Annotated in this window: 10 protein-coding genes; 9 read left to right on the top strand and 1 reads right to left on the bottom strand. The window is 65.8% G+C overall.

Annotated features, from left to right (window positions below):
- Window positions 1-14: 14 nt before the first annotated feature.
- From hpaD to hpaI, 4 genes are read left to right on the top strand one after another with little or no spacing between them, the layout of a single operon-like run.
- Window positions 15-878, top strand: coding sequence for a 3,4-dihydroxyphenylacetate 2,3-dioxygenase (gene hpaD / locus QFZ94_RS13310; RefSeq protein ID WP_368585986.1), 864 nt, complete (start codon window positions 15-17; stop codon window positions 876-878).
- An 18-nt stretch (window positions 879-896) separates the two neighbouring features.
- Window positions 897-1,295: a 5-carboxymethyl-2-hydroxymuconate Delta-isomerase gene (locus QFZ94_RS13305; RefSeq protein WP_429457403.1), complete on the top strand. Its 399-nt coding sequence runs from the start codon at window positions 897-899 to the stop codon at window positions 1,293-1,295.
- A 6-nt stretch (window positions 1,296-1,301) separates the two neighbouring features.
- Window positions 1,302-2,105: a 2-oxo-hept-4-ene-1,7-dioate hydratase gene (hpaH, locus tag QFZ94_RS13300; RefSeq protein ID WP_429457401.1), complete on the top strand. Its 804-nt coding sequence runs from the start codon at window positions 1,302-1,304 to the stop codon at window positions 2,103-2,105.
- A 10-nt stretch (window positions 2,106-2,115) separates the two neighbouring features.
- Window positions 2,116-2,919 (top strand): 4-hydroxy-2-oxoheptanedioate aldolase, encoded by an 804-nt coding sequence (gene hpaI / locus QFZ94_RS13295; RefSeq protein ID WP_429457399.1) that lies wholly within the window; start codon window positions 2,116-2,118, stop codon window positions 2,917-2,919.
- Between the two features lie 51 nt (window positions 2,920-2,970).
- Here the strand turns inward: hpaI and QFZ94_RS13290 are convergent, their stop codons facing one another.
- Window positions 2,971-5,286: an EAL domain-containing protein gene (locus QFZ94_RS13290; protein WP_368585982.1), complete on the bottom strand. Its 2,316-nt coding sequence runs from the start codon at window positions 5,284-5,286 to the stop codon at window positions 2,971-2,973.
- A gap of 626 nt (window positions 5,287-5,912) precedes the next feature.
- On the opposite strand from QFZ94_RS13290, the gene bcsD reads away from it, so the two are divergent.
- The 5 genes from bcsD (at window position 5,913) to bcsB (ending at window position 12,967) form a co-directional block, all read left to right on the top strand.
- Window positions 5,913-6,368, top strand: coding sequence for a cellulose biosynthesis protein BcsD (bcsD, locus tag QFZ94_RS13285; RefSeq protein ID WP_429457397.1), 456 nt, complete (start codon window positions 5,913-5,915; stop codon window positions 6,366-6,368).
- Window positions 6,369-6,540: 172 nt separating this feature from the next.
- Entirely contained in the window at window positions 6,541-7,407 is an 867-nt protein-coding gene (gene bcsP / locus QFZ94_RS13280) for a cellulose biosynthesis protein BcsP (RefSeq protein WP_429457395.1), read from the top strand.
- Window positions 7,404-8,192, top strand: a complete 789-nt coding sequence (gene bcsQ / locus QFZ94_RS13275; protein ID WP_368585979.1) for a cellulose biosynthesis protein BcsQ — start codon at window positions 7,404-7,406, stop codon at window positions 8,190-8,192. Before bcsP ends, bcsQ begins: the two co-directional genes overlap by 4 nt.
- Complete coding sequence (gene bcsA / locus QFZ94_RS13270) at window positions 8,189-10,396, top strand: UDP-forming cellulose synthase catalytic subunit (protein WP_368585978.1); 2,208 nt, start codon at window positions 8,189-8,191, stop codon at window positions 10,394-10,396. The genes bcsQ and bcsA overlap by 4 nt, the downstream gene beginning before the upstream one ends.
- A gap of 3 nt (window positions 10,397-10,399) precedes the next feature.
- Complete coding sequence (bcsB, locus tag QFZ94_RS13265; RefSeq protein ID WP_429457393.1) at window positions 10,400-12,967, top strand: cellulose biosynthesis cyclic di-GMP-binding regulatory protein BcsB; 2,568 nt, start codon at window positions 10,400-10,402, stop codon at window positions 12,965-12,967.
- The last annotated feature ends 15 nt before the right edge of the window (window positions 12,968-12,982 follow it).

Here is a 12,982-nt window from a genome sequence, read left to right as displayed (position 1 = left end):
CCTGGGAGACCGCGATGGGCAAACTCGCGCTGGCAGCAAAAGTCACACACGTGCCGTCGTTGTATTTATCCGAGCTCGACGGTCCGCACAAGGGTTGCCGTCAGGCCGCGATCGACGGACACCACGAAATCGGCCGACGCTGTCGCGAACTCGGCGTCGATACGATCGTCGTGTTCGACGTGCACTGGCTCGTGAATAGCGAATACCACATAAATTGCGCGCCCAAATTCGAAGGCGTGTACACGAGCAACGAGCTGCCGCATTTCATCAGGAACATGCCGTACGCGTACCCGGGCAATGTCGGGCTCGGTGAGCTGATCGCAGAAGTCGCCAACGAAATGGGCGTGAAAAGCCGCGCGCACAGCGCGACCACGCTCGAACTCGAATACGGCACGCTGGTGCCGATGCGCTATATGAACAGCGATCAGCACTTCAAGACGGTGTCGGTGGCGGGCTGGTGTATGTGGCACGACCTCGCGACCAGCGCGCGCTTCGGCTTCGCGGTGCGCAAGGCCATCGAAGAACGCTATGACGGTACCGTGGCCATTCTCGCGAGCGGCTCGCTGTCGCATCACTTCGCGAACAACGGCACCGCCGATCAGTTCTTGCACAAAGTCTGGAGCCCGTTCCTCGAACAGATGGATCGCAGCGTGGTGCGCATGTGGGAAGCCGGCGACTGGAAGACCTTCTGCGACATGCTGCCGCTCTACAACGAGAAATGCTGGGGCGAAGGCGGCATGCACGATACGGCGATGCTGCTAGGCGCGCTCGGCTGGGACCGTTACGACGGCAAGGTCGAGGTCATCACGCCTTATTTCGGCAGTTCGGGCACCGGTCAGATCAACGCGATCTTCCCGGTCACGCCGCTACCTGTCTGACACTCGCGAGGAATCGCCATGCCTCACTTGACACTCGAATACAGCGCCAACCTCGCGGATGCTCAACGGCTCGGCGAACTTTGCAAAGACCTCGCGCAGTGCCTCGACGCGCAGCGCGATAACGGCGATCGGGTCTATCCGCTCGGCGGCATTCGCGTGCGCGCACTGCGCTGCGACCAGTACTGCATCGCCGACGGGCGTCCCGACGCCGCGTTCCTGCACGCAAACCTGAAGATCGGCGCGGGTCGCTCGGAGGCCGTCAAGAAGGCGACCGGCGACGCGCTGTTCGCGCTGATCAAGCAGTGCTTCGCCACTGAGTTCGAACGGCAGGGGCTCGCGTTGTCGCTCGAAATCAACGAGTTCAGCGAAGCGGGCACCTGGAAACACAACAATCTGCATGCGCGGCTCAAGCGCTGACACATCATGCTAGACGAACAAACCATTCGCGACCTCGCCGCGCAACTCGATCACGCGGAAAAGACCCGCACGCAGCTGCGCCATTTTTCCGCACAGTATCCACAGATGACCGTACAGGACGGCTACGCGATTCAACGCGAGTGGGTCAAGCTGAAACTCGCCGAAGGCCACGTGATCAAGGGCAGGAAGATCGGCCTGACGTCGCGCGCGATGCAGCGCTCGTCGCAGATCGACGAACCCGACTACGCGCCGCTGCTCGACAGCATGTTCATCGACAGCGGCCAGGACATTCGCGCGGATCGCTTCATCGCGCCGCGCGTCGAGGTGGAACTCGCGTTCGTGCTGAACAAACCGTTGAAGGGCCCAGGCGTCACGCTGTTCGATGTGCTCGACGCGACCGCCTATGTAACGCCGGCCATCGAAATCATCGACGCGCGCATCGAGCAGTTCGATCGCGAAACGCGCGCGCCGCGCAAGGTCTACGACACGATCTCCGACTTCGCCGCCAACGCAGGCGTCGTGCTCGGGGGCAGGCCCGTGCGTCCGCTCGAGGTCGACCTGCGCTGGGTCGGCGCGCTGCTGTACAAGAACGGCGCAGTCGAGGAAAGCGGGCTCGCGGCGACGGTGCTCAACCATCCGGCCACCGGCGTCGCGTGGCTCGCCAACAAGATTGCTCCGTACGATGAATCACTGAACGCGGGCGACGTCATCCTGAGCGGCTCATTCACGAGCCCGATTCCGGCCCGCGCGGGCGACACGTTCCACGTCGACTATGGCCCGCTCGGCGGCATCGGTTTGAACTTCATCTGAGAGCAACGACATGTCCTTGCCGACCAACCCCTTCAAACGCGCGCTCGCCGACGGCAAGCCGCAGTTCGGCTTGTGGGCCGCGCTCGCCGACGCCTACGTGACCGAGCTGCTCGCCACCGCCGGTTTCGACTGGCTGCTGATCGACAACGAGCACGCGCCGAACGACGTGCGCAGCACGCTGTCGCAGCTGCAGGCGGTCGCTGCGTATCCGTCGCATCCGGTCGTGCGGCCGGTGAAAAGCGACGCCGCGCTGATCAAGCAGTTGCTCGACATCGGCGCGCAAACGCTGCTGCTGCCGATGATCGACACGGCCGCGCAGGCGCTCGATGCGGTCGCGGCCACGCGTTATCCGCCGCAGGGTATCCGCGGCGTCGGCAGCGCGCTCGCGCGTGCGTCGCGCTGGAATCGTGTGCCCGACTATCTGAACACCGCTGCCGACGAACTATGCGTGATCGTGCAGGCGGAGACCGTGCAGAGCCTCGACAATCTCGCGGAGATCGCGCGCGTGGATGGCGTCGATGGCGTGTTTTTCGGGCCGTCGGATCTGAGCGCGTCGATGGGATTGCTCGGCAAACCGGGCGACGCACGCGTGCGCGACGCGATTCGCCGCGGCATCGAAACCGTGCGCGGCGCCGGCAAGGCGGCGGGCGTGCTCGCACTTGATCCCGCGCTGGCGGCCGAATATCTGGCAGCGGGCGCGAGCTTCGTCGCGGTGGGCACGGACACCGGCTTGCTGAGCCGCGCGGCCGCGGAGCTCGCCGCGTCGTACAAAACCACGGCGGCGATCGCGCCGCGGGTCAAAGGCGGATATTGACGCAACAAAAGCCGCGGGCCGCCTCACCCGCCCCGCGCTCGCGGCCTTCCCCTACTCCCCCGCCGGCCAGGGCAAGCCTCGCGCCGACCAATCCAGCTCGACCCCCATCACACAGCGCCCGCTCGCCAAATGCACGGCCAGGGTCACCGCGATGCACGGTCGCCCGCTCGCGAGCGACAGATACGGATTACTGGTGATCGCCTCGCCGGGCAGCAGCACCGCATTGCGGAAGTACGGCCGATGATCCCAGCGCGCATCGCGCGGATTCGCGACCGGCTGCAGCGACGCGGCGTCCTTGCACCATGCCGGCCCGCGCACCTCGTGACCGATCTGGCGGCCGGTATCGTCGAGAAGGAAGCAGCTGATGCAGCGCTTGAAGGTCGCGAGCAGCGCGAACGCGTCGTCCATCGTGACGCCGGCGCGCAAGCCGTCGGCCGCGCGCCGCAGTTCGACCCGGTACGGCTCCAACTCGGATTCGAACAACGCATACTGATGCGCGCGGCCCTGCGCGATCACGTCGAATGCATCGTCGATCTGGCGGTGCACCGACTCGGGCGGCGCGATCTCGACAGCGGGCCGGCCGAGCAGATAGCCCTGCGCGAAATCGACATTCGACTCGACCGCGAGAATCAGCTCGTCGGTCGTCTCGACACCTTCGACGACCACTAGCATCCCCGCCTGATGCAGCAGCGACACGAGCTTCGGCAGGATCGGCTGCTGGGTGCCGTGCGTGGTCGCGCGAATCAGCTCGCCGTCGAGCTTCACGATGTCCGGCCGGATCCGCAGCAGCCGGTCGAGGTTCGACTGGCCCGCGCCGAAGTCGTCGACTGCGATCAGGAAGCCGTGCTGGCGATAGCGCGCCGCCGCGCGCGACATCTCGTCGACGCTGCCGCCATGCGATTCGAGGATCTCCAGAATCACGCGCTCGGGTTCGAGCCCCGCGGCGCGCACGATTTTCGTCAACTGATCGGCATAGCCGTCGGCGACGAAGGTGGACGGCAAGATGTTCAGGAACAGCCAGGCATCGCCGGGCAGCGCGCGGCGCGCGTTGCCGAGATGGACCGCGTGGCTCGCGCGGTCGAGCGCGCCTTCGTCGCTCGACGGCTTCGGCGCGAACATCACGACCGGCGGCACCAGCGTGCCGTCGTCGTGCTCGCCGCGCAGCAGCGCCTCGAAGCCGACCTGCTTCTGATGCGACAGGCTGTAGAGCGGCTGAAAGTGCGAGATCAGATAGAAGTCTTCCCAGCGGTAACGCGGCGCAAGCACGTCGTCGAACGGCGGCTGCAGCGCGTCGAACGGCCGCGCGCGCTCGGCGCAGACACGGTTGCGGCCCGTCTGCTTCGCGCGCAGCAACGCTTCGTCGGCGCGATCGAGCAGCACCATGAAGCTTTCGCCGCGCCGGTGCTCGGCCACGCCGAAGCTCGCGGTCAGATTGCCGTCCGGCCGTTCGATCGCGGCGATGTCGAGGCGCAGCCGCTCGGCGAATTGCAGCGCGCCGGTGAGGTCGTCGTCGATCAGCAGCGCGAACTCTTCGCCGCCGATGCGGCTCACGCTGTGGTAAAGCGCGACCGCGTCCTTCAGCACCTGAGCGACCTGAAACAGCGCGTGGTCGCCGACCGCATGGCCGAAGCGGTCGTTGAGCGACTTGAAGCTGTCGATGTCGAGAAAGATCGCGCTGATCCGCGCGCCCGGCGCCAGCGTCTCGAGTCGTCCCTCGGCGTGCTTGACGAACGAGCGGCGGTTTTGCAGGCCGGTCAGCGAATCGGTTGCGGCGAGTTGCGCGAGCTGGCTTTCGAGCAGAAAGTGATTGCGCCGGAAATGGTAGAAGGCGAAATGGAACACCGCCGTCGTCGGCGCGCCGATCGCGATGACCCACGTCCACACGGCCACGTCGACCTCGGGCGCATGAGTTTTGCCGCGCAGCAGCGCGATGGCCACCGCGTAAAACAGCGCGCTGCCGGTGGCGAAATGCGCGGGCGTGAGCCATATCGGGGCCGCGCAAATCGGTATCACGACGAACGCGGGCAACAGCCACGGCAACGGATTTGCAAGGCCCTGCGCGTTCAGCACGAGCCCGCCGATCAGCACCAGCTCGTATGCGACGCAAATCGCGCCGAACAGCGCCGTCGATTTCGTGCACGGGATCGCCAGTACCAGCAGAGCAAGCACGACCGCGCACAGTAGCCGGTACACGAGCGGCGCGGACGGTGCGCTGACCAGTTCGCGCGCCGCCACCATCGACAGGAACGCCAGCACCGTGAAGCCCAGCTTCATGAGCGCAAGCGGCCGCTGATGCTCGAGCGAGCGCCGGTGAAAGCGCTCACGCATACTCGGCTGGGACAGGTGCTGCGTTGGGATGGCAGACATAGAGGCTGATCAGGCTGGGTTTCCGGTCACTCCGCCAATGGTTATCGGCAAACGTTCGATAAACATTTATGGCTAACGTGAAACGACGCATGAATTGCTATGCGCTCGACTACACCGCCATCACTCGATCGCGCCCCGCCGCTTTGGCCGCCTACCCATTGCGAATTATTTTGAATCGAAGCTCGTGCTCGGCCATTGCCAGCAAGCGACGATAACTTTCATTACGGTTTCAGGCAATTGCGCAATGCTATTCGCACGATTTAGCACCCGCCAAATGCATCATTTAGAGCGTTAAGCTCAAAGCGTGCCGGAATTGTCGGCGAATGCGACTATTGCTGCGCAAGCTTTTTGTGCGCGAAGCACAAGCAAACGTTTCAATTTTTATTGAAGCAGCAAAAATTACGTAATTCATGTGTCTCGAATGCGCATCAATAAACGCATATGCTGAGCAACGGAATGTGGCTAAAAGCCAGTGTCTTAAGTAGACTTCTGACGAGTGTGCCGCAATGCAGACAATCGGGCATAAATGACGTAAATGGCGCGGCACGCGATTGCCGAACGACTCCGCTGCTCAATTGCTCAAACGTTTGCGAATGAGCAACAGGTAGCGACCACTTCCGGAAAACATGGTCCCAATCCTCGACTATCTGCTTGAACGCCAGATCTCACCGCAATGGCGCGGCATGCTGAGCGCACTGGCGAGCGAGTTCGAGGCGCAAATCGGACGCGACGAATTGCGTCAGCTGATGCATCGCGTCGGCAACCGTTTCGCGCTCGCGCATCCGCTGCCCGCCTGCGGATCGACGGCGGAGCTCCAGCAGGTGTTGAACTCTTACTGGCATCAGATGGATTGGGGATACGTCGCACTCGCCGATGAGGCCGAGTCGCTGCGCATCATTCACTATTGCGCGCCGCTGCCGGCCTTCGGCGAAGCGGCGCTCGCCTGGACGCCGGCGTTTCTCGAAGGCGCGTATCAAACCTGGTTGAGCGCGTTGGGCGCGCAGGGTTTGTCGGTCGTGCAGACGAGCGCGTTCGGCGAGGACAGCTCGCTCGAATTCCGCCTCGGCCGTCATCCGGCCTGAGCATCAGCGGCTCTGAAGAACGACATACCAGGTTCAAGACAGTGCGGTAGTAATGCAAGAAATGTGCGACGTCGATACAGCCGACGCGTGGAAGCAGGGAAGGCAGTTCAAATAACAGCGCTCCGAGGAATCGGCTCGGGGCAATGCACGGTATGTACCGGACGGCGGCATCATGAGTTCATCGAACGACATCGAAAAACTGTTCGAGCAATTCGGCGGCGACGCCAATGCGTACCAGGAGATCGGTCGCGAGAACGACGCGCGCACCGCGCGCACCCGTTGGCCGCTGCTCGTCACGCTCGATCTGACGCAACCGGCGATTCCGGCGATCGGCCAGCTTCGCGACCCGAAACAGCAGCCGCCGGCGAGCGTGGCGCCACGGCCCGTCGCCGTCCATGAGGACACGACGCCGAAGGACATGGCATCGGTGACGCGGGCGAAGGCGCCGCTCTTCACGCGCCATCACCGGCGTGACATTCCTCCTGTGCCGGTGAGTCCCGCGCAGCCGGCGGCGCCGAGTGGCGCGTCGCGCTTCCGTACCGCTGATGAAACCGACGAGGCTGCCGCGCCGGGCGTGCCGGCTGCCGCCCCATCCGCGCCTAACGCGCCTAACGCGCCTATCGCGCCTATCGCGCCTATCGCGCCTATCGCGCCTATCGCGCCGATCCCGCCGGTCTCCGCACCGGCTCCGGCAGCGTCGCAAACCTCGATTCCACCGATCGCACCCGCATGGGTCGCACCCAGCGTCAGCGCCGCACCGGCAGCGCCGTTGCCACCGCTACAGGCCACGCAACCCACCTACACCGCCCCGCCCGCGCATCCGGCCCAGCCACCGTCGATCCTCGGCAAGATGTTCGCCGCGCAGAACCCATCCACGCGGCCGCAAGCTGCCGTGCCTGCGGCCCAGCCCCAGCCCACGTCGCTGAACTCGCTCTTCGACCGTCTGCGCGGCACGCCCGTGCAAGGCGCCCAGCCACCCGCCGGCCCCGCGCGCGGCGGCTTCCCGTCGTGGCTCACCAACGGTCCGCGTCGGCCATGAAAGTCATTGCCGTGGTATCCGCCAAAGGCGGGGTCGGCAAGACCACCCTCGCCGCCAACCTCGCCTCCGTGCTGGCCAACAGCGGCCGGCGCGTGATCGCGCTCGATCTCGATCCGCAGAACGCCTTGCGTCTGCACTTCGGGGTGCCGCTCGACAGCGTCGACGGCGTGTCGCGTGCAACGCTCTCCGGCAACCCGTGGCAAACGGTGATGTTCGACGGCATCGACGGCGTGACCGTGCTGCCGTACGGCGCGCTGCTGGAAGATGACCGCCGCCGCCTCGAGGCGCATATCGACCAGCATCCGCAATGGCTCGCGCAGTCGTTGCAGAACCTGCGGCTCGATGCGTCCGACATCGTCATCATCGACACGCCGCCCGGCTCGTCGGTCTACGCGCGAACCGCGCTGAGCGCGGCCACCTTCGCGCTGAACATCGTGCTCGCTGACGCCGCGTCGTACGCGGCGATCCCGCACATGGAGCGGCTGATCGAAACCTATGCGGCGCCGCGTGCGGACTTCGGCGGCGTCGGCTACGTGGTCAACCAGATCGACCAGTCGCGCCAGCTGACCAAGGACGTGCTGAAGGTGTTGCGCCAGATGCTCGCCGGCAAAGTGTTCCCCGGCGTGATCCATCTCGACGAAGGCGTCAGCGAAGCGCTCGCCTGCGACACGACGCTGATCCACTACGATCCGCTGAGTCAGGCCGCCGCCGATTTGCGCGCGTGCGGCGCGTGGCTCATGGCGGCGCTCGACGCGATCGCCGCCCAGCCGAGGAACGTCGCATGAGCAGCCCAGCCTCCTCCCGCGAACCCGAGGGCGGCGAGCCTTCACGGTTCGAGCGCTTCATCGAAGCGAACTTCTGGAACAGCCGCATCGTCACCGGGCTCGTCACGCTGCTCGCGCTGTACATGCTTTACTTCGTGTTCACGGTGCCGCTCGAGTTCTATCAGCAGCTGACCTTCGCGACGCTGTGCTTCGTGCTCGCGCTGATGTTTCGCCGTCTGCCAGGCCGCTACGCGACGATGGTCATGATCATGCTGTCGATCGTCGCGTCGGGCCGCTACATGTACTGGCGTCTGACCGAAACGACCGCCTGGGAGCGGCCGCTCGACGCCGCCTGGGGTTTGCTGCTCGTCTCCGCCGAGCTCTACGCGACCCTCGTGCTGATGCTCGGCTACTTCCAGACCGCGTGGCCGCTCAAGCGCAAGCCGATGCCGCTGCCCGCCAATCGCGACGAGTGGCCGACCGTCGACGTATTCATCCCGACCTACAACGAGCCGCTCGCGGTCGTGAAGCCGACCGTCTACGCGGCGCTCGCGCTCGACTATCCGGCCGACAAGATGTCGATCCATGTGCTCGACGACGGCCGCCGCCCCGAGTTCAAGGCGTTCTGCGAGGAAGTCGGCGTGAACTGGACGATCCGCACGAACAACCGTCACGCGAAGGCCGGCAACATCAACGAGGCGATGAAGATCACGACCGGCGAGTACCTCGCGATCTTCGACTGCGATCACATCCCGACCCGCTCGTTCCTGCAGATCGGCCTCGGCTGGTTCCTGCGCGACAAGCTGCTGTCGATGCTGCAGACGCCGCACCATTTCTTCTCCCCCGACCCGTTCGAGCGCAACCTCGGCACCTTCCGCAAGGTGCCGAACGAAGGCGAACTGTTCTACGGCCTCGTGCAGGACGGCAACGATCTGTGGAACGCGACGTTCTTCTGCGGCTCGTGCGCGCTGTTGCGCCGGAACATGGTCGAAGAGATCGGCGGCATCGCGGTGGAAACCGTGACCGAGGACGCGCACACCGCACTGAAGCTGCACCGCCTTGGCTACACCACCGCGTATCTGGCGATTCCGCAGGCCGCCGGCCTCGCGACCGAAAGCCTGTCGGGCCACATCGGCCAGCGCATCCGCTGGGCGCGCGGCATGACGCAGATCTTCCGCATCGACAATCCGCTGACCGGCAAGGGGCTGAAGATCGGCCAGCGCCTGTGCTATCTGAACGCGATGATGCACTTCTTCTACGGCGTGCCGCGTCTCGTGTTCCTGACCGCGCCGCTGTCGTACCTGTTCTTCGGCGCGCATGTGATCGAAGCGGCGGCCAGCACGATCGCGATCTACGCGCTGCCGCACATGATGCACGCGAGCATCACGAACTCGCGGATGCAGCGGATGTTCCGCCATTCGTTCTGGGCCGAGGTGTACGAGTCGGTGCTCGCGTCGTACATCACCGCGCCGACGCTGCTCGCGCTGATCAATCCGAAGCTCGGCAAGTTCAACGTGACGGCCAAGGGCGGCGTGATCGAGAAGAGTTATTTCGATTGGTCGATCTCGCGGCCGTACCTGTTTTTGCTGCTGCTGAACCTGCTCGGCTTCCTCGTGGGTCTCGTGCACATCTATCTGAACTGGCACGTGCGCAGCATCGTCGAGACCACGCTGCTCAATCTCGCGTGGACCAGCTACAACATGCTGATCCTCGGCGCGAGCGTGGCCGCCGCGAGCGAGCGCCGCCAGATCCGCGCGGTGCCCCGCGTCGCGATGAAGATGCCGGTGATGCTGAAGTTCTCGACCGGCCGCACGCTCGCGTGCGAAACGATCGACTACTCGGAAGGCGGCGTCGGTGTCGCGCTGCCCGGCAAGATCGAAGTGCCGATGCAGGAGCCCGTGACCGTGTCGCTGTTTCGCGGCGACGAAGAGTACGCGTTTCCCGCCACCGTCAGTTTTACCGAGCCGGGCCGCGTGGGCCTGCGCTTTTCGTCGATGTCGCCCGAACAGGAGTACGAGTTCGTGAAGACCACCTTCGCCCGCGCGGACGCGTGGACCGGCTGGGCCGAGGGACGCGAGACGGACACGCCGCTGCGCGGCCTGTCGCATGTGCTGAGGGTCGGCGTGCGCGGCATCGCGGGTCTGTTCGAGCATCTATACGACGACTTGCGCAGTTCGATCAAAAGCCGTCCCGCGGACGTCAAGAAGCTAAAAACGAAAGACTGATCTATGGGCTACCGGATGCCGAACGACAAGATCGAACACCCGGCTCACGGGCGCAACAGCACTGGACCCCAATCGCGTCTGTTCGCCCTCCACGGCTCGCGACACTCGCGGCGAATCATGCGAGGCGTCGCCTGCTGGCTTGCGCTGCAGACCGCGCTGGCGTCGTTCGTGCCGCTCGCTTACGCGGCTGCACCGGCTGCCGCCCCGGCATCCAAGCCGGCCCCGGCAGCCGCCGCAACCGCCGGCGCGGCGCAAAGCCCGCAAGTCGCGACCGGTGTCGGCAACGTGCCCGCGCCGAGCGCGGCGGTGCCGTTCGATCCGAACGCGATCGCCCAGGACCAGCTCGCCACGCCGACGCCCGCGCTCGCGGCCTCGTCGGTGAAGGCGCTCGGCATGCGCACGCCGACCACCGCCGAGCCCGGCACGCTGGTGCCCGGAGGCCGCCGTCAAACGCTAACGTTTGCGGACTTCGGCGCGCTCGACCCGCTGCAACTGCGCGGCGTCGACGGCCAGAACGGCATTGCGTTCTCGGTGCGCGGCGACGAAGTCGTGACCGGCGCGACGCTGCATCTGATCTACAGCTATTCGCCCGCGCTGCTGGCGAACCTGTCGCAACTGAAGGTCCTGATCAACGGCGAGGTCGCCGCCACGCTGCCGCTGCCGCACGAGCAGGCCGGCATGCTGGTCGCGCGCGACATCACGATCGATCCGCGCTTCATCACCGACTTCAATCACCTGAACCTGCAACTGATCGGCCACTACACGACGGCCTGCGAAGACCCCGCGAACTCGTCGCTGTGGGCGACGATCAGCAACGCGAGCTCGCTCGACCTGAGCTACGCGTCGCTCCCGACGAAGGCGGAACTGGCCGCGCTGCCGCAGCCGTTCTTCGACCGCCGCGACGTGCGCCGCCTCGAACTGCCGTTCGTGTTCGCGCAGAAACCCGGCAACGGCACGCTCGAAGCCGCGGGCATCGTCGCGTCGTGGTTCGGCTCGCTCGCCGGCTATCGCGGCGCGCTGTTTCCGACCCAGCTCGACAGCCCGCCGCTGTCGGGCAACGCGGTCGTGTTCGCGACCAGCGACCAGCATCCAGCCGGCGTGACGATTCCCGAGATTACCGGGCCGACCATCGCGGTGGTCGAGCGCGACGCGAACGCGCGCGGCAAGCTGCTGCTCGTGCTCGGCCGCGACGAGGCCGAGCTGAAGACCGCCGCGAAGTCGCTCGGCATCGGCCATAGCACGCTGTCCGGCGCGAGCGCGACGATCACGTCGCTGAACGCGATCACGCCGCGCGTGCCGTACGACGCGCCGAACTGGCTGGCGACCGACCGCGCGGTGCGCTTCGGCGAACTCGCCGATCCGAAAGACCTGACCGTGTTCGGCTACGACGCCGACGCGGTGCGCATCAACATGCGTGTGGCGCCCGATCTGTTCATGTGGCACACGCGCGGCGCGCCGATCAACCTGCGCTACCGCTACACGGTGCGGCCGGCGCGCGACCGCTCGTCGCTGAACATCAGCGTGAACAACGGCTTCGTGCAGGCGCTGCCGATTCCGGCACGCTCGACCTCGGTGTTCGAGATGAGCCGCTACTTCAACCTGATCATGCCCGACGGCACCGCCGACGCGCGCCGCAACATCCGCATCCCGCCGCTCTTGATGACGCCGCGCACACAGCTGCGCCTGCACTTCTACTACGACATCCCGAACACCGGCGAATGCGCGGGCCGCCTGCTGCAGAACGTGGTCGGCGCGATCGATCCGAACTCGACGATCGACCTGTCGTCGTTCCCGCACTACATGGCGCTGCCCGACCTGGCCGCGTTCGCCAACAGCGGCTTCCCGTTCACGCGGATGGCGGATCTGTCCGAGACCGCCGTCGTGCTGCCGGACGCCCCGGACCCGAGCGACTACAGCCTGTATCTGCTGACGATGGGCCGGATGGGCGAATCGACCGGCTTTCCGGTCGCCGGGGTGACCGTCACCCATGCGGCCGACGTCGACCACTTCGCGGACAAGGACCTGCTGGTGTTCGGCGCGCCCGGCAAGCAGCGGCTGTTGCAGCGCTGGTCGAAGTCGATGCCGTTCTCCAGTAACGGCGACGCGCACACGTTCCAGCTCACCGACCTCGTGTTCAAGCTGCGCGACTGGTGGCATGGCGAGCGCGGCGTCGAGCGCACACCCGCGCGCGCCGATCTGACGATGGTCAGCTCGAGCGGCGCCGCGCTGCTGACCGGCTTCGAGTCGCCGCTGCAGAGCGGCCGCAGCGCGGTTGCGCTGATCAGCGCGGCCGGTCCGTCGGACGCCGACCTGTCCGCGGCGCTGCTCGACGCCGACGTGCTGCCGAAGATTCAAGGCGCGATGGCCGTGATCCATGGCCGCGACGTCACCATCACGTCGAACGGCTCCGCATACTATGTCGGCCATTTGTCGCCGCAGGAGTATCTGCGCTGGGCGCTGTCGTCGCATCCGCTGCTGCTGTTGTTCGGCGGCGTGCTCGCCGCGCTGATCATCGCGGGCCTGTGCTACCGGACGCTGCGCGCGCTTGCCGCGCGTCGACTGAAGGACTGATGGAACGGATATGAC

It is taken from the genome of Paraburkholderia sp. JPY465, from assembly GCF_050436725.1.
Lineage (GTDB): Bacteria > Pseudomonadota > Gammaproteobacteria > Burkholderiales > Burkholderiaceae > Paraburkholderia > Paraburkholderia youngii.
The sequence above is the reverse complement of the archived record's forward strand: the minus strand, read 5'-3'. Positions and strand labels throughout refer to the sequence as shown.